The following is a 17456-nucleotide window of genomic DNA, read 5'->3' as shown; positions in this document are numbered from 1 at the left end:
CGCCCCGATCAGGCCTGGCCGGCTGCCGCGTTGATCGGTGCCATGTCGAAATAGTCGCGCCAGGCTTTGATCTCTCCGTCCTCGACTTCGAACACCCCCATGACCGGGAGCGCTACCTCGGCGCCGTTGATGGTGAAGACGTCGACGCGCTCGTTCATGACGGTGTTGCCGTCCGCGACCTGACGCTTGATCTGAAAGTCGATGTTGCCGAAGGCACCGACAAACTGCTCGATGAACGCCCGGACGGCCTCGCGACCGACCACGGGCTCCATCGGGATGTTGTGATAAACGACGTCATCGGTGAAGTAGTCGACAATTTTCGCGACATCGGCATTTGCCCACAGTGCGCAGAATTCGGTGACCAGCTTGTCCGGTGTCATTGTGTGCCAGCCTCTTTCGAATCGTCTTCGTGGGGTTCGATGATTGCCAGGATGCTTTCGATCTCGCCTGCCGGTATCCCGAAGTACTCGGTCACGAAAACCGTGACGGCCGGTGCCTGGCCAGGTGTTCCGAGGTCGAGCAGATACCGGGCTACGACGCTCTCGCCCCACTCACGCAGCGCGAGTTCACGTATCGCCACGATTCCGCGATATTGCTGGCCTTGTTCGAGCTCGTTGCTGATGAAGGCGCCGCTGTCACCGGTTCGCTGACCGTTCTCGACCCGCCAGGCGTCGGCGGCGAAGCGGACCTTCGTTGCGTCATGAGTGAGCAATGCGTTCACGTATTCACGCGCCATGGCGACGCGTCCGCTGACCGCAGACTCCGTGGAGTGCTTGGCAATTGCGCCCAGGATCGACTCCGACAACTCCGGTCGGCAGATCACGAGATCCGGCAGGTACGGATGAGATTCGTTGTAGAGCAGCGGCGAACCGTCGATGCGGCTGCAATGCAGTCCCGCCGCCTGTGCGACGCCTACCGGTGCAGCCGAATCCCATTCCCACTGCCCACCGGCGTGCAGGTACGCGTCGACCTCGCCGCGCACCACCGCCATCGCCTTGGCGCCGGCCGATCCCATGTGCACCACGTCGGCGCCGAGTTCGGCTGCCACCGCTTCGGTGAATGCGGGTGGTCGCGATCCGCTGACTACTACGCGGAGCGGCGAGTTGGCGGCAACCGAAGCTGCCTCGTCGCCACTGGAGTACACCGCTCCGAGCGCCGGCTGAGCAACCGCGGCTGCGGTAATTCCGCGGCCGCGCTCCCAAAGCGCCACGTGCACTGCCCAATCCGCATGATTCGGCAAGCCGTATTCCTTGGAGCCGTCCAGCGGATCGATGATCCAGACCCGAGCTGCATCCAGACGACTGCGATCGTCGGCAGATTCCTCAGAGAGCACGGCATCGCCCGGCCGCTCGGCAGCCAACCGGTCAAGGATGTAGGAATCGGCGGCCTTGTCGCCCCGGCGACCCAGTTCACGACCGTCGTCGACACCCAGACCCTCGGCTCGGATCCCCAGGAGGATCGCACCGGCGGCCTGCGCCAATTCCGCCGCGAGTGCCTCGTCGGCGATTCTGCTGTGTGTGGATTCGCTCACCGGTCCAACACTTCCATAATTCGCAGCGCAAGTTCGGTAGGCGTTCCGTCTTCGGGTCTGATCACCAGCTCGGGACTTTTCGGAGCTTCGTAGGGATCGTCGACTCCGGTGAATCCCGTGATTTCCCCGGCCCTGGCCTTGGCGTACATGCCCTTGGGGTCTCGGGCTTCACATTGCTCGATCGGGGTGTCGACGTAGACCTCGACGAACTTCAGCCCGGCGGCCTCGTGCGCCGCCCGCACTCGATCACGATCTTCGCGGTACGGGCTGATCAGGCAGGCCACTGCCACTGCACCTGAATCAGCGAACAACTGCGCCACCGAGCCGACTCGGCGGACGTTCTCGGCGCGGTCATCGGCACTGAATCCCAGATCCGCGTTCAATCCGTGCCGGAGGTTGTCGCCGTCGAGGCGGTACGCCGGGATACCCGCGGCCACCAACCGCCGCTCGAGTTCCACCGCGATCGTCGACTTACCCGAGGCCGAGAGACCGGTGAGCCAGACGGTGGCGCCGGCAGTCGCACGTTCCTCGCGAGAAACCTCCGAACTGTGCCAGACGACGCGCGATTCCTTGAGTGTCGGACCATTGATCATTCCGGCGGCGACGGTATTGCCCGTGGTCTCGTCCACGAGAATGAAGCTGCCCGTCACGCGGTTGCGGCGGTAGGGATCGAACATCAACGGCTGCTGCGTCTTGATCGAGATGCGGCCGATCTCGTTGAGGGACAGAGATTCTGCCTTCTCGTCGCGGTGCAGAGAATTGACGTCCAGCCGGTAGTCGAGCTTGACGATCTGCGCTTTCGTGGAGCGCGTGGTGTGCAGCAACGAGTAGCGATTGTTCTCCGACAGAGTTGTCTGTTCGGTCAACCAACAGACCATCGCATCGATTTCCTGCCCGACCTGCGGCCGGTTGTTGAGCCGACACAATTGGTCCCCGCGGCTGACGTCGAGGTCGTCGGTCAGCTCGATGCATACGGCCGAGGGCGCAAACGCTTCGTCGATCACGTCACCGCCCGGCCCGTGGACTGCCTTCACCGTCGAGGTGAATCCTGAAGGCAAAGCCACGATTTCGTCGCCGGGCTTGAAGACGCCACTGGCCACCGTTCCGGCGTATCCACGGAAATCGTGGAGGTCGGCGTCGGTCTGCTTCTGCGGACGGATCACGTACTGCACCGGGAAACGCGCGTCGATCAAATTGCGATCCGACGCGATGTGCACCTGCTCGAGATGGTGCAGCAGAGAAGGCCCGTCGTACCAGGACATGTTCTCGGTCCGGGCAACGATGTTGTCCCCCAACAGCGCCGAGACCGGAATGAACGTCAGGTCGTGGACGTCCAGTTTGATCGCGAACTGTCGGAATTCTTCCTTGATCTCCTCGAACCGTTCCTGAGACCAGCCCACGAGGTCCATTTTGTTCACACACAGCACGAGGTGGGGTATCCCCAGGAGAGTGGACAAGAAGGCGTGCCGCCGCGTCTGTTCGAGCACCCCTTTGCGAGCATCCACCAGGATCAGGGCAAGATCGGCCGTCGACGCGCCGGTCACCATGTTGCGGGTGTACTGCTCGTGCCCGGGAGTGTCCGCGATGATGAACTTCCGATGAGGGGTCGCGAAATACCGGTGGGCCACGTCGATCGTGATGCCCTGTTCACGCTCGGCGCGCAATCCGTCGGTCAGTAGCGCGAGGTTGGCGTACTCGTCGCCGCGTTCTCGACTGCTCCGTTCCACGGCCTCGAGTTGGTCCTCGAAGATCGACTTGGAGTCGTAGAGCAACCGGCCGATGAGTGTCGATTTTCCGTCGTCGACACTGCCCGCTGTAGCGACTCTCAGCAGTTGCGGCATCAGAAGTACCCCTCTTTCTTACGATCTTCCATGCCAGCTTCGGAAATCCGGTCATCAGCTCTGGTTGCGCCACGCTCCGTGATACGGCTCGCCGCAACTTCTTCCACGACAGCGCCCGGTGTTTCGGCCGACGATTCGACACATCCGGTACACGTTGCGTCGCCGACCGTACGGAAGCGCACCAACGCCTCGTAGGACTCTTCGCCGGCGCGAAGCTCGAGGAAACGGGTGCGTGCCAACAACATTCCGTCGCGTGGAACCACCTCGCGACGATGGGCGTAGTAGATGCCGGGGAGGTCGATCTGCTCGCTCTCGATGTACTGCCAGATGTCGAGCTCTGTCCAGTTGGAGAGCGGGAAGATCCGAATATGTTCGCCCTTACGGTGTTTGCCGTTGTACAGGTTCCACAGTTCAGGTCGCTGCACCTTCGGATCCCATTGCCCGAACTCGTCCCGGAAGCTGAACACCCTCTCTTTGGCGCGCGCCTTCTCCTCGTCTCGGCGAGCACCACCGAACACGGCGTCGAACTTGTTGTCGCGAATTCCGCGCAGCAACGCGTGCGTCTGCAGGCGATTGCGACTGGAACCGACTCCGGTGTCCTCGATGACGCGTCCGGCGTCGATGTCGTCCTGCACGCTGGAGACGACAAGACGCAGGTTGAAGCGATCGACCGTCTGGTCGCGGAATTCGATCACCTCGTCGAAATTGTGACCGGTGTCGACGTGCATCACAGCGAACGGCAGTGGGGCAGGCCAGAATGCCTTGGCCGCTACGTGCAGCATCACGACGGAATCCTTACCTCCGGAGAACAGGAGGACCGGCTTTTCGAAAGTCGCTGCGACTTCGCGGAATATATGGACCGCCTCCGCTTCGAGTGCTCGCAGATGCGACAACTCGTAGGCGGGCGGGGTCTGGAGTGTTGCCATGTCTTTCGCTCCTGAGCATCACGTACTCCGTGCGGAACACCATTTCCGCATCGGTACATTTATGTACCGGACTGGTTCTAAATTGAACGCAATCACAGAATAGAACTCGTTCTACCCAAAGGTCAATGACCGGCAATAAGACGTCACAGACCGCGAACCGGACTCCTGCCACCAACTTCCGCCGTCACCGCATCCGCCGCCGCAACCAGCACCGCGGCGCGGCGCTCGATCTCGGCGCCCGTGATCGCCCCACCCACATAAAGTGTCAGCACAAGGGCCTGATGCCCCTCGGCGTCGTAGGTCGGGGCCGCGATGAGACTGACGGGATGCTCGTCGTCAGAGCTGATGTCGCGTCCGAGATACACCCTCTCGCCCAGGCTCGACACCATCTCACCGAGCAGTTCACGCACCTCCGGCGGAAGATCGTGCGTCGCAACGCCCGCCATCAGCGTGTGCAGTCGCTGCCCGACGGGATCCAGACTCTCGACCAGATACCCCGCAGCCCGACACTCGCGGACCACGTTCCACAGACGCTCGCGATCCAAGCGCACCGGCAGGCTCGGCTCTTTGCTCAGCCAACTGTCCATGTCGTGATCCGAACCCCAGAGGACGTACATCAGCCCGACCGGCGGAGCGAACGGGTACACCTGACCGACCTTGGCAGCGCGACGCGCGCCGATCGGTCCGGTCACTTCGAGAACGCTGATCTGATCACCGATCACACCGGACGCCGTGCACGTCGTCCCGAACTCCGTGCTCACTTTCTCCAGATGGGTGCGGGCAATGGGTCCGACGGCAAATCCTCGCTGAGCTGCACGTCCGGCTGCGATCAAGGCCGGACCGAGCCCATAGGTCTTCGACACCTCGTCCCGAGTCAGGTATCCACGATCAGCCAGCGCCGTGAGGATTCCCAAGCAGGTGGGCTTGCTGATCTCGAGCGCGCGGGCCAGTTCCGACAGCCCGAACCGCTGATCAGGGCGGCCGACGAGGTAGTCGAGCACCTGAACCACCCGTTCGGTGGGAGGCGATTGTCTCCCCCTCGGGCGTCCCTCTTCAGGCGTCTTCTCCGGTCCACCCATTGACCACTCCCTAGAACGCGTTCTATTGTCGAAATACCCAACATCTACCAAATAGGTACATATTTGTACCACGACGCTCTGGACCGGCGACATAGTCGGAACTGTGAGGAGCTAGCGTGCTGACGGACCCGTTTGCCGAGGCGATCGCCGAAGCCGAGAAATTGATCGAGACTGCGCCGCACATCAGATCCGAACAGGATCTACTGGAGGGATACCAATATCTGGCCGGCGGAATCATCGCGACGACGCATGCCGCCTGGGCCGGCGAAAAGACCCATCCGAGTTTCATCCAGGGCACCGGACCATTCACCAAGATGGGCCTCGACAACCCCGACACTCTGTACTTCGGCGCCCGAATCAACGACGACAAGGAATACAAGGTCACCGGAAAGCGCGGCACCACAGCCGATCTCAGCTTCCAAGTGTTGAGTGGGAACTACACCAACTCGAACGTTCCCGGAAGCGAAATTGCCTTCGACGACCGCGAGCTGGAGATAGACGACGACGGCAACTTCGTCGCTTGGTTCGGCCCCGGCCCCGCCGACGGACGAGCCAACTACTACACCCTGGCGCCCGGATCCTCGCAGCTGGTTGTTCGCGAGGTCTACAGCGACTGGAGTCAGCAGCGCGGCGTGATCCGCATCGAGCGCACCGATTCGATCGGGATCGCGCCGCCACCTCTCACCGCCGAAGAGACCGAGAAGCGTTACGCCCGGGCTGGGAAGGCACTGGTCACGCGGGTCAAGACGTGGCTCCAGTTCCCGGAGTGGTTCTACCTCAAGCTCGCGGTCAACACCATGACCGAACCACGCCTGACACCGGGCGGGCTGGCAACGCAGTACTCGTCGGTGGGACATTACGAACTCACCGACGAGCAGGCGATGATCATCACCGTTCCCGCCTCCGACGCACCGTATCTCGGCTTCCAACTGGGGAGCCTCTGGTACATCTCACTGGACTACGTCAATCATCAGACCTCCCTCAACAACGGCCAGGCACAGGTCGATCCGGACGGGATGGTTCGAATGGTCGTCAGCGAGAAGAACCCCGGTGTCACCAACTGGATCGAAACCGTCGGACATCCGCGCGGCATTCTGCAGTTCCGTTGGCAGCGCGTGTCCCGCGAGCTGACGCCGCAGGACGGTCCCACCGTCGAAATCGTCGCCGTCGCAGATATTGCGAAGCACCTGCCGCATTTCGACACCAACGCCATCACCGCCGAGGACTGGGCAGCACGCATTGCCCAGCGCCAGGCCGCCATCGACAACCGAATGCTGGGGTAATCATGACCGCCTTGCTCGAAGACCGTGTAGTAGTCATCTCCGGAGTCGGCCCGGCACTCGGCCGCGCTCTGGCCCTTCGATGTGCGTCGGCCGGCGCGAGTCTTGTTCTCGCAGCACGTACGCAATCGCGACTCGACGACGTTGCGAAGGAAATAGTCGATGCCGGTGGGCGCGCCGTCACCGTTGCCACCGACATCACCGACCAGGCTTCCGCCGAGAATCTGGTGGCCGAGTCCATTGCCGCCTACGGCAAAGTGGACACTCTGATCAACAATGCATTCTCGATTCCGTCGATGAAACCGTTGGCTCGCACCGATTACCAGCACATCCGCGACAGCATCGAACTGACCGTTCTCGGGGCGTTGCGCCTGACTCAGCTGTTCACGCCGGCACTTGCCGAGTCGGACGGCTCCGTGGTGAACATCAATTCGATGGTGTTGCGGCATTCGCAAGAGCGTTACGGCAGCTACAAGATGGCGAAGTCGGCCCTGCTCGCCATGTCGCAGTCCCTGGCCACCGAACTCGGCCCGCAGGGAATTCGTGTCAATTCGATTGCACCCGGCTATATCTGGGGCGACACCCTCAAGGGATACTTCGCGCACCAGGCGGAGAAGTTCGGCATGACTGTCGAGCAGATCTACGAGCACACTGCGTCGAACACCGACCTCAAGCGCCTGCCGACGACGGATGAAGTATCCGATGCGGCGATCTTCCTGGCGTCCCCGATGGCCAGCGCGATCACCGGCCAATGCATCGACGTCAACTGCGGCGAATTCCATCACTAGGAGCACCATGACTGAACGCACTCACGTCGGCACCGTCGAGGATCTCCACGCCTCGGCGACACGGATGACCGGACTGACGGACTTCGGCGTCGACGATTACACCGAAGCTCTGTCGGTCCTGCTCGAGTCCTACGACCGCGACGAGGATCTGACGCCCTTCGGCAGCAAGATCTCTCGGGTATTCCTTCGCGGCGCCCTGGTGGCCCGTCTGCTCAGCGAATCGGCGTGGAAGGAGCATCCGGAACACGCCGACGTCAAGATCGAGCGGCCGATCTTCGTCACCGGATTGCCACGGACGGGCACCACTGCCCTGCACCGCCTCCTCACGGTCGACCCGGCTCACCAGGGCCTCGAGATGTGGCTGACCGAGTTCCCTCAGCCTCGCCCGCCTCGCGATACGTGGGAATCGAACCCGGTATTCGCCAAGATCGAGGAGACATTCGGTCAACACCACGTCGAGCATCCCGAATTCATGGGCGTGCACTACATGTCGGCCAGCGAAGTCGAAGAATGTTGGCAACTCTTGCGTCAGACGTTCAAGTCCGTGTCGTACGAGTGTCTGGCCAATCTACCCACGTACTCCGCATGGCTGAAGGACCAGGAGTGGTCGAACGCCTATGCACGACACAAGAAGAACCTGCAGCTGATCGGTCTGCCCGATCAGGATCGACGGTGGGTCCTCAAGAACCCGAGCCACCTGTTCGCGCTCGACGAATTGATGGAGGCGTACCCCGACGCGCTCGTCATTCAGACTCACCGCTCCCCTACGACGATCATTCCGTCGGTGTGCAGCCTGGCCGCCCAGGCTACAGAGGGTTGGTCGAACACGTTCACCGACAAGGTGATCGGCGAAAGTCAGCTCGAATTGTGGGCCAGGGGGCTCGAGCAGTTCGACAGTGCACGCGCACACCACAATCCCGCACAGTTCATCGACGTCGACTATCAGGACTTCGTCACCGATCCGCTGGGAACCGTCGAGAACATCTACACGCACTTCGACATCCCGTTGACAGCTGCCGCGCAGCAGTCGATGGAGGCCATGCACGAGGAAAGCCGCTCGGGTGCTCGCAAACCTTCGCACAAGTACACGCTCGAGGAGTTCGGTCTGACGAAGGAGCAGGTGGAAGAGCGATTCGGAACTCGCTGACCACCGCTGGCCGACGACCTTGCTGACAACTGAAGCCCCGCCGATCGGCGGGGCTTCAGTGATCAAAACGCGGTCAGCTGCTGAGATGCTCACCCAGCAGTCGGTCCAAATCGACCGGCGCTTCGTCCGGAATCCAGTGGCTCACGCCGCTGAGAACCTCGAACCGGTACGGGCCGTCGACAAACGCGGGGGTGAGCGCAGAACCCTTGGGCCCGATGGCAGCATCGCCATCGCTCCAGACGTGCAGGGTCGGCACGGTGACCCTGGCAGTTGCGGGGTTCGGCTTGGTCATCCACATCGCGCGGTACCAGTTCAGACCGCCGCGTAGCCGTCCGGGAGCCAGCATGGCGTTCAGATCGCGCCGCGCGTTCTCCGGCGTCTGCCCGCTCGAAATCAGGAACTTTTCACCTGCCGACGTGGAGGACAGGATCTTCTCGGGGACGAAGGGCAATTGGAACGCCCCCATGTACCACGACTTCAGTCCCTGTGTGCTGGTCACCATCGCCTTGACGAACGCCAGTGGGTGCGGAACCGACACCGCGGTCACGGTATCGAGCAAGTCCGGCCGTTCGGCGGCCACCTGCCATGCGACTGCGGCACCCCAGTCGTGGCCGACCAGGTGCACTTTGCCCACCCCGAGTGCGTCGATCAGTGCGACAGTGTCAGCGGCGAGTTCGGACCCGCGGTACGCCCAGCGCGCTTTCGGCCGCGCGCCGGGTGAGTACCCTCGCTGATCCGGTGCGACGGTCCGGAAGCCGCGGTCGTGCAGTAGCGGTGCGAGCTGATCCCATGAGCTCGAATCCTGCGGAAATCCGTGCAGGAGAACCACGACCGGACCGTCGGCGGGTCCTTCGTCGCGTACGTCGAAGGTCAGCCCGGACCGGGAGTACGAGGTGAGGCGATCCGCCGGTGTAATCATAGCGCCACGCTAGTCTTCGCGGCCCGCGTAATCGGAGCCTTTTCACCGGCGCGCAGGAACTGGCCTGTCTTTTCGATGCCGAATCCGGGGGCGAATTCGCCGTCGCGGTAGACGAGTCGGCCGTTGATCACTGTCGCGACGGCTGCGTCGTCGCTGCGGTTGACCATTCGACTGATCCCGCCGTACTCGGGAACGGTTGCCTCGAACAACCCGTCGACCGACTCGTCGAGGCCGGCTGGATCGATGACAACGAAGTCCGCGCGGTCACCCTGGCGCAAATGTCCGGCGTCGATGCCGTACCAATCCGCCAGTTCGCCGGTCAGTCGATGGATTGCGCGCTCGGTGGTCAGGAACGGCTTGCGGTCACTCTGAGCGTCCTTGACGCGCTTGAGGAGTCGCACGGGATAGTTGTAGAACGCCATGTTGCGCAGATGTGCGCCGGCATCACCGAAGCCCATCTGCACACCGGAACTCGCGGCGAGCTTCTTCGCGAACTTGGGCCGGTGATTGGCAATGGTGGTGCGCCAGCGAAGATCTCGCCCGTACTTCACCACCAGATCGAGGTACGCATCAACCGGGTGCACTCCGCGAATGTCACCGACCTGACCGAAGTTCTTGCCGATCAACGTCTCGTCCGGGCATCCCACGATGACGGCGTCGTAGAAATTGCGGTGCCAGATGCGGGGTGAGAACTTGTTGTCGTAGTCCTTACGGAATGCGCGACGGTACGACTCGTCCTGGAGCAGTTCGTTGCGCTCCACCTGGTCCTTGAGGTGCAAAGCGGCGGCGCCGGCACCGAACTCCTCGAACACGACCAGGTCGATTCCATCCGCGTAGACGGTGAAGGGAACCGGAAGGTGCTGCCACTTGAAATCGGTCTTCGCGAAGCGATTGAGCAGTGGGGCCGCAGCGAGCATGAAGTACACGATCACCGGGTAGGCCTTCGAATCCGCACCGGAGAGCAGCGACGTCTTGAGCGGCTTCTTGCGTCCGATCGCCGAGCTTTCGGCGAAGAACGCCGCGACGTTCGGATGCAGGTTGATGGTCGGAGCGCTCTGCAAGATCTTTCCGCGATCACGAAGGATGCGATTGAGGAATCGGAACTCTTTCCACCGTGCATACGTCGACGGCAAAGAGCGAGAACGATATTCGTCGCCGTCGATCTTGTCGAGGGCATTGGTCATCGACGACAGGCCCAGCATCCCAGCGTCGATGGCGTCCTCGAGCATCGAGCCCATCCGGCCGAGTTCCGAGCGAGTCGGCTTGACCTTCTTGTCGGTGCCGCGCCCCAGTCCGAGTACGTGCGTGCGGATGTCGGAATGACCGATGAAGGCCGCGACATTGGGTCCGAGGGGAAGGGCTTCGAGGGCGGCGGTGTACGCCGCGGGACCGGTCCAGGTCTTGTTCGCTTCGAGGATGCGCAGCACCGCGTCGTGGGGAACTGCTTCGACCCGGCTGAACAGATCCGCGATCTCGCGCGGCGTCGAATACACCGTCGACAGCGAGCAATTGCCGAGCACGACCGTCGTGACGCCGTGGCGAACCGATTCCGGAAGCCCTGGACTGACCAAGGCTTCGGCGTCGTAGTGCGTGTGGACGTCGACAAAACCCGGGAGAACCCACTTGCCGGCCGCGTCGATCACCTCGGTGTCCGGCCCGATCTCCAGGCTCGTCGTGGACACCTCCGCGACCACTCCGTCTCGAATTCCGAGATTTCGACGCAGACCTGGAGCCCCCGTCCCGTCGAACCACAACCCGTCGTTGACCACGATGTCGAAAGCAGACACTGTCGGACTCCTCGCCTCACGTATGTGTTACCTCACGTTATAGACAGCGTTGAGTAAAAGTCAATGAACCTTTCGAACCAATACATAAGATGACGGAATGGCTGCAGTCCCCCGCTCCCCCGAAGACCGTCAGAGGCAAATCCTCGAGGTGGCAGTACACATGTTGCGGACCGAGCCTTTCGACCAACTGTCGATGGATCGCGTCGCAGCCGAGGCCGGTGTCTCGCCGCCACTGCTGTTCCACTACTTCAAGAACAAGAAGGGTTTCCAGAACGCCATCCTCGAGGCCGCCTCGGCCGATCTCGAAGATCGAATGCGACCGGATCCCGAGCTACCCATCACGTCCCAGCTGCGCTCAGGTATCGAGACATTCGTCGACGCCGTTATCGAGCACCCCACCATTTACCTCGCCGTGATGCGTATGGCCGGCAGTGGCGACGTTCGAATGCGCACGATCTACCGAGGCATGCGCCGCACTTTCACCACGTGGATCGTCGCTGCGCTGACGAATCTAGGCATCGAATCGAACGCGACCGTGGAGGCGACAATCGCCGGGTGGCAGGCATTCATGGAGGAAATCGTCGTCAACTGGATCGACGAGCCGACGCTCGAGCGAGGCGAAATGGTCGACCTCTGCGAACGAATCTTCTACCACTGTCTACCGGCAGCGGGCATCAGCGTGGAGCAAATAGTGGCAGCCACCGTTGTAGCGACGGCCAGTGAGTCCGGCGCAACACAACTGTGATCTTCGTGCCGGGGTTTCACAGGTGGTCACGATTGGGTATCTTGCTTGCAGTGGCACTGGACCACGACCCCAACACATGAAGGATCCAACATGGAGTCTGTCGAAAACGTATTGCCCGAGGGTGTCAAGCTCGAAGACGTCTTGAGTGTCCTCAAGGTCGCAGTTGCGGGCATCGGCCTCATCAGCGCACTTTCGGCATTCAGCTGATCGCAAAGCGTCATCGACAGGCCGGACTTCGGGGAGTCCGGCCTGTTTTTTGTTTACGTTCCTGAACAATCCGTGAACTTTTCAGCAACTTCAGCGCAAAGAGGTCATTTCGACCCAAACAAGCGTCCAGTTTGCTAACTTGTGTCTGCGACACAAGGTCGTACAGAAACACCACGCAGACACAACCTTGTACATACAAACCTGTACATACGACACGGAGGACCGAAACATGGGTTCCATCAACACCCTCAGCGCCGTCATCGACATCATCAAGGTCGTCCAGCCGTTGATCGCCAAGCTCAACCTCAGCTGAATCGCTTGCACCACACCCCTGCCAGGGCGTAACTCGAAATGGGGCCGACAATGTCGGCCCCATTTTCCGTCGGTGCCGTACCTCAGCCGAGCGCCTTCTTGATCTCTCCTGCCAGCGCCGAGGCCAGTTGCGGCGGCACCGCATTGCCGATCATCGTGCGCACCGCTCCCCACTTGCCCTCGAAGACGTAGTCGTCGGGAAAGGTCTGGAGGCGAGCAGCTTCTCGAACGGTCAACGATCGCGTGTGTTTCGGATGCACGTTGCGTGAAGCCGAGATCATCCCGAAAGTGGTTCCGACCGTGGACGCCGGCTCGTCCCACCGCAATCGCTTGTACGTCGTGTTGTATCCGGACGACGGTCGCATGGCCGGATCTTCGTTGTCGTGAGCCGACATTCCCTCCGGCACATCGCGCAGCCACCGCAAGACGTGCTCGGGATGTTCGACGGCCCAGTGCAGCGGGTCCGTCTCGCAGGCCTGCCCGGATTCCAGCGGGGCCAGATCGACGGTGGCATCGCGGAAAGTCCTCAGCGGCGCAACATCATTCACGCCGTGAGTCTTCGGCGGGAAACGCAACGGCCCGATACCACTGTCGCGGCGGGTCGCCACGATGAACACTCGTTCCCGGAACTGCGGCACTCCGTAATCCTGCGCATTCACCGTGTTGACCGAGGCGTCATAACCGCATGCAGCCATCTCGCCGAGAATCCGGTCGACGACCATCCCACCGTCCGGGTCTTTCATGCTGAGCAGCAGCCGAACATTTTCCATCACCACGACCTTCGGCCTCACCAGATCGGCGAGCTCGAGTAGGTTCCGGAAGAGATGGTTACGCGGATCGTCGCGGTCTCGCCGGCCGGCGAGACTGAAACCCTGACACGGCGGCCCCCCGGCCAACACATCGATATTCACCTGTGCCAGAAGATCTTTCACACGGGCTTCGTCGATCGCCCGGATGTCCTCACCGAGGCACTTCGCGCCGGGGAAGTTCCGATCGAAGGTCGCGCGCGCCTCCGGCACGACTTCGATGTATCCCTCCACCGAAAACCCCGCCATCCGAAAGCCTTCGGCCATACCGCCACAACCGGAGAACGCCGTCAATACGGTGGGGCCACCGTTTCCTGCCCCCGCGACCGCACGCCTGGCCACCGAGGCGGGGTCGTTGACCGGTGTCGCTCGACGCGCACGGGTACTACCGCTCGATCGCTTCCGGGGGGCCGCGTACGTGCCCTCACGCTTGGCCGCTTCCAACGCGGAGAGGGCCGTGAGGACTGCTCGCTCAACCGGTGGCTTCGGATATGCCTTGTCGAGTTCCCACGCGGAGACGACTGCTGACGAGACTCCCGCCTGGCGGGCGAACTGGAACTGACTGATCCCCACGTGCAAGCGCCGCGATCGCAGGTCCTGTCCCGAAATCAATTCAGTGCCTCACTCATGTGGTCCGCTCGCTCCGGCAGCCCAGACTATCGCAGCCGACCCCGTGAACCGGGACCACACAAGAGAGACCGGCAGGCGGTATGCCTGCCGGTCTCCGACACGAGCGGATGACGGGACTCGAACCCGTGTGAACGGCTTTGCAGGCCGGTGCCTAGCCACTCAGCCACACCCGCGTCAGTGAGTAACTCTGCCCCGAGTCGCGGCGCCGAACCACAGTTCCGCTCAGCATGATTCGAGTGCAATCCCACCAACTGTTCCAGTCTCTGGGAAAACCGTGAGCCCTTCGGGAACAAATCGGTCAGTCTCGATGCTGACTCCCACGGTGGGCGCAGGTCATTCGATTGCGGCCCGACTTTCGACCGAACGACCGAGCAGTTCGCCAGACCAAGACAACCCAGAAGGTTTCATGAGTGCCGAGAACACCGCCATCGCCCCGCCTGTGAAGGCAGCTCCGCTCTTGGAGACGGCCCCGCTGGATACGAGCAGTGTCGACCGCAAGCCGAGCGTCGGGAAGATTCTTGCCCTCGGTTCCATGACCGCGCTCGGGCCCTTCACCATCGACATGTACCTGCCCGCGCTGCCGGATATCGGCGCCGATCTCGGAGTCTCGTCGTCAACGGTTCAGCTGACGATCACCGGAACTCTCATCGGCCTCGCACTCGGACAGCTGTTGGTCGGGCCGCTCTCGGACACTCTCGGCCGCAAGAAGCCGCTCCTTGCGGGAATCGGCGTGCACATCCTGGCGTCGCTGCTGGCTGTCTTCGCACCGAGCATCGCGGTCCTCGGCATCCTGCGGGTTTTCCAGGGCATGGGCGCTGCGGCCGCGGCAGTGGTCACCATGGCGATCGTCCGCGACCTCTACAGCGGTAACACCGTTGCCGTCGTGATGAGCCGGCTGATGCTCGTGCTCGGCGTTGCGCCGATCCTGGCGCCCAGCATCGGTGGCGCCCTCCTCGTCGCCCTCGACTGGCGCGGGATCTTCGTCGTACTGGCACTGATCGGCGTCGGCACAGCGATGATCGGTGCGTTCGGACTGTCCGAAACATTGCCGAAGGAAAAGCGTCGCCCGAGCGGATTGACGTCGGTTCTCCGTACCTACGGTTCGCTGCTCGGCGACCGCACGTTCATGGTCCTCACGCTCGTCTCCAGCGTCGGCATGGCGTCGTTGTTCGCGTATGTCTCGGGCGCGTCGTTTGTCTATCAGGATCAGTACGGCCTCAACCAGCAGGAGTTCGCACTGCTCTTCAGTGCGGGCGCGATTGCGTTGATCGGCGCTTCGCAGGTCAACGTCCGACTGCTCGATCGCTGGACTCCTCAGCAGATCACCAAGTGGGCCCTCGTGGCTGCGGTTGTCTCCGGCGCTGTAGTCATCGCTGTCGCGGTCCTGGAACTCGGCGGACTCGCCGGATTCGTGATCGCACTGTGGGTCATGGCCGGCGCCATCGGGTTCGTTCTGCCCAACGCCCCGGCACTGGCCCTCGCTCGTCACGGCGAAGCGGCCGGTACTGCCGCGGCAATGCTCGGTGCATTCCAGTTCGGCGTCGGTGCGGCCATCGCGCCGGCCGTCGGTCTACTGGGAAACACGAGCACAGCCCTGGCCGTCACGATGACGGCGTGTGTGTCGCTCGGTCTGATCGCTCTTCTGGCTACGACCCGAAAGAGTGAATCGGTCTAACCGGCAGCGGAGAACCACTCGCTGTAGAAGGTGGCAAGCCCCAGGACGCACGAGATCGCGACGAAGATCCAGAATCTTGCGATCACGACGGTTTCCGGCCAACCGAGTAACTCGAAGTGATGATGGATCGGGGCCATCTTGAATACGCGTCGGCCGGACGATCGGAAGACCAGAACCTGGATGATCACCGACAGGATCTCAGCGACGAACAGGGCGCCGATGATGACCATCAACAGCTCGGTGTGCGTCGTGACGGACAGGCCGACAACCAGGCCGCCGAGCGCCAAGGAGCCGGTGTCGCCCATGAAGATCTGAGCCGGGGCGGCATTCCACCAGAGGAAGCCGAGGCACGCCCCGCCTGCGGCGGCAGCGACGATCGCTAGATCGAGAGGGTCACGAACGTCGTAGCATCCGGCGGCGGGCTCGAGGACACACGAGTTCCGGTACTGCCAGCCGGCGATGACGACGTAGGTCCCCAGGATCATGCCCATCGAGCCGGCTGCGAGACCGTCGAGACCGTCGGTGAAATTGACGGCGTTGGACCAGGCGAACACCAGAATGCAGAAGAAGACCACAAAGCCGATGGCACCCATGGAGAACACCGAGATATCTCGCACATGGGACAGGTACTGGCTTCCGGGAGTGACTCCGTTGTTGTTGGAGAACTGCAGGAACAAAATGCCGAAGATGATGGCACTCGCCAGCTGACCGACAGTCTTTGCCGTCTTGTTCAGCCCGAGATTGCGCTTCTTGCGAATCTTGATGAAGTCGTCGAGAAAGCCGACGATTCCCAGTGACGTCGCCAGCGCGAGAACCAGCCAACCGGATGCAGACAGCCGCGGTAGCCGCGAGCCGAATCCGATGATGTGTGCCGCCAGGTAGCCCGCCCACATGCCGGCGATGATCGCGATCCCGCCCATCGACGGGGTGCCGCGCTTGCCCTGATGACTCTGCGGACCCTCGATCCGAATCTCGTGCCCGAGCCCCTGCCGCGAAAGCACACGAATGAGAAACGGAGTCAGGAAGAGCGCGACGAACAACGAGACGCCACCCGCTACGAGGATTGAAATCACCCGTGGGACTCTACAGACGTAAGCGGCTGCGACACACAATCAGACAAGGCACCCGACCGCTTGCCAGCATGGGATGATCGAACTTATGTCTCCCCCCGCGCCGCTCCCCCTCGACCCCATCGAAGAGGCGCATCGTCAGTGGACGAAGCACGGTTGGAGCGATGTCGCCGACGGTATGGCTGCGGTCACGTCGGTGATGCGTGCGCAGCAGATCATGATGGCGCGGGTCGAAGAGGTACTCAAGCCTCTCGGGCTGACCTTCGCCCGCTACGAACTGCTGACGCTTCTCACCTTCACCAGGTCGGGCGCACTCCCGATGGCCAAGGCAAGTGCCCGACTCCAGGTTCACCCCACCAGCGTCACCAATGCCGTCGACCGTTTGGAGAAAGCGGAGTTGGTCAGGCGGGTCCCGCATCCCAGCGATCGCCGTGCAACGCTCATCGAGATCTCGGACGCCGGTCGCGCACTGGCCCTCGAAGCGACCGAAATGCTCAACAGCAAGGTGTTCGCTCACCCCGGACTCCAGCAGGACAAGCTCGAGCAATTGGTGACGATCCTCACTGAACTTCGCAAGACTGCGGGTGACTTCGACACCGGCGGCGCACCGACCAAGTGGTGAACCGACCACCCGTACACACAAAGAAACTGCCCTCACACTCTCGACGAGTGTGAGGGCAGTTTCAGCGCTGTTGAAATTCGGCGCTGTTGAA

Annotated in this window: 16 protein-coding genes and 1 tRNA gene; 7 read left to right on the top strand and 10 right to left on the bottom strand. The window is 62.2% G+C overall.

Going from position 1 to position 17456, the window contains the following annotated elements; translation table 11 throughout:
- Positions 1-8 precede the first annotated feature (8 nt).
- From ATN38_RS21555 to ATN38_RS21535, 5 genes are all read right to left on the bottom strand, one after another.
- Positions 9-380, bottom strand: coding sequence for a limonene-1,2-epoxide hydrolase family protein (locus tag ATN38_RS21555; RefSeq protein ID WP_218748617.1), 372 nt, complete (start codon positions 378-380; stop codon positions 9-11).
- Positions 377-1531, bottom strand: coding sequence for a 3'(2'),5'-bisphosphate nucleotidase CysQ (locus tag ATN38_RS21550; RefSeq protein WP_003941396.1), 1155 nt, complete (start codon positions 1529-1531; stop codon positions 377-379). Before ATN38_RS21550 ends, ATN38_RS21555 begins: the two co-directional genes overlap by 4 nt.
- A complete protein-coding gene (cysC, locus tag ATN38_RS21545; protein ID WP_083059471.1) occupies positions 1528-3372 on the bottom strand; it encodes an adenylyl-sulfate kinase in 1845 nt (614 codons plus the stop codon). The genes ATN38_RS21550 and cysC overlap by 4 nt, the downstream gene beginning before the upstream one ends.
- Positions 3372-4298 (bottom strand): sulfate adenylyltransferase subunit CysD, encoded by a 927-nt coding sequence (cysD, locus tag ATN38_RS21540; protein WP_003941285.1) that lies wholly within the window; start codon positions 4296-4298, stop codon positions 3372-3374. The genes cysC and cysD overlap by 1 nt, the downstream gene beginning before the upstream one ends.
- Positions 4299-4441: 143 nt before the next feature.
- A complete protein-coding gene (locus tag ATN38_RS21535) occupies positions 4442-5377 on the bottom strand; it encodes a helix-turn-helix domain-containing protein (RefSeq protein ID WP_047270168.1) in 936 nt (311 codons plus the stop codon).
- A 116-nt stretch (positions 5378-5493) separates the two neighbouring features.
- Here ATN38_RS21535 and ATN38_RS21530 point away from each other — a divergent pair, with 116 nt between their 5' ends.
- The 3 genes from ATN38_RS21530 to ATN38_RS21520 are packed head-to-tail and all read left to right on the top strand — an operon-like array spanning position 5494 to position 8592.
- The gene (locus ATN38_RS21530) at positions 5494-6660 is read left to right on the top strand and encodes a hypothetical protein (RefSeq protein WP_030537322.1); all 1167 of its coding nucleotides are present in this window, start codon (positions 5494-5496) and stop codon (positions 6658-6660) included.
- 2 nt (positions 6661-6662) lie between these two features.
- The gene (locus ATN38_RS21525; protein ID WP_007726165.1) at positions 6663-7445 is read left to right on the top strand and encodes an SDR family oxidoreductase; all 783 of its coding nucleotides are present in this window, start codon (positions 6663-6665) and stop codon (positions 7443-7445) included.
- 7 nt (positions 7446-7452) lie between these two features.
- On the top strand, positions 7453-8592 hold the full coding sequence (locus ATN38_RS21520) for a sulfotransferase (protein WP_003941406.1): 1140 nt from the start codon (positions 7453-7455) through the stop codon (positions 8590-8592).
- 73 nt (positions 8593-8665) lie between these two features.
- On the opposite strand, the gene ATN38_RS21515 is transcribed toward ATN38_RS21520, so the two are convergent.
- Both ATN38_RS21515 and ATN38_RS21510 read right to left on the bottom strand, forming a co-directional pair.
- The gene (locus ATN38_RS21515) at positions 8666-9511 is read right to left on the bottom strand and encodes an alpha/beta fold hydrolase (protein WP_218748615.1); all 846 of its coding nucleotides are present in this window, start codon (positions 9509-9511) and stop codon (positions 8666-8668) included.
- Positions 9508-11298 (bottom strand): amidohydrolase family protein, encoded by a 1791-nt coding sequence (locus tag ATN38_RS21510; RefSeq protein ID WP_218748613.1) that lies wholly within the window; start codon positions 11296-11298, stop codon positions 9508-9510. The genes ATN38_RS21515 and ATN38_RS21510 overlap by 4 nt, the downstream gene beginning before the upstream one ends.
- A gap of 97 nt (positions 11299-11395) precedes the next feature.
- Here ATN38_RS21510 and ATN38_RS21505 point away from each other — a divergent pair, with 97 nt between their 5' ends.
- Positions 11396-12043: a TetR/AcrR family transcriptional regulator gene (locus ATN38_RS21505; protein ID WP_042923173.1), complete on the top strand. Its 648-nt coding sequence runs from the start codon at positions 11396-11398 to the stop codon at positions 12041-12043.
- A 394-nt stretch (positions 12044-12437) separates the two neighbouring features.
- Positions 12438-12563, top strand: a complete 126-nt coding sequence (locus tag ATN38_RS32925) for a hypothetical protein (protein ID WP_255246884.1) — start codon at positions 12438-12440, stop codon at positions 12561-12563.
- An 82-nt stretch (positions 12564-12645) separates the two neighbouring features.
- Here the strand turns inward: ATN38_RS32925 and dcm are convergent, their stop codons facing one another.
- Entirely contained in the window at positions 12646-13941 is a 1296-nt protein-coding gene (gene dcm, locus ATN38_RS21500; RefSeq protein WP_218748611.1) for a DNA (cytosine-5-)-methyltransferase, read from the bottom strand.
- Positions 13942-14100: 159 nt separating this feature from the next.
- A tRNA-Cys gene (locus ATN38_RS21495) sits at positions 14101-14171 on the bottom strand.
- A gap of 233 nt (positions 14172-14404) precedes the next feature.
- On the opposite strand from ATN38_RS21495, the gene ATN38_RS21490 reads away from it, so the two are divergent.
- The gene (locus ATN38_RS21490; RefSeq protein ID WP_100084653.1) at positions 14405-15673 is read left to right on the top strand and encodes a multidrug effflux MFS transporter; all 1269 of its coding nucleotides are present in this window, start codon (positions 14405-14407) and stop codon (positions 15671-15673) included.
- On the opposite strand, the gene mraY is transcribed toward ATN38_RS21490, so the two are convergent.
- Positions 15670-16746 carry a phospho-N-acetylmuramoyl-pentapeptide-transferase gene (mraY, locus tag ATN38_RS21485; protein WP_003941316.1) on the bottom strand — a complete coding sequence of 359 codons (1077 nt, stop codon included), beginning with the start codon at positions 16744-16746 and terminating at the stop codon, positions 15670-15672. The two genes, ATN38_RS21490 and mraY, sit on opposite strands and share 4 nt — an antisense overlap.
- 85 nt (positions 16747-16831) lie before the next feature.
- On the opposite strand from mraY, the gene ATN38_RS21480 reads away from it, so the two are divergent.
- On the top strand, positions 16832-17365 hold the full coding sequence (locus tag ATN38_RS21480) for a MarR family winged helix-turn-helix transcriptional regulator (protein WP_020970065.1): 534 nt from the start codon (positions 16832-16834) through the stop codon (positions 17363-17365).
- Positions 17366-17456 lie beyond the last annotated feature (91 nt).

Origin of the sequence: Rhodococcus sp. FH8 (genome assembly GCF_019266085.1) — a bacterium.
Classification (GTDB): Bacteria; Actinomycetota; Actinomycetes; order Mycobacteriales; family Mycobacteriaceae; genus Rhodococcus_F; species Rhodococcus_F qingshengii.
The sequence above is the reverse complement of the archived record's forward strand: the minus strand, read 5'-3'. Positions and strand labels throughout refer to the sequence as shown.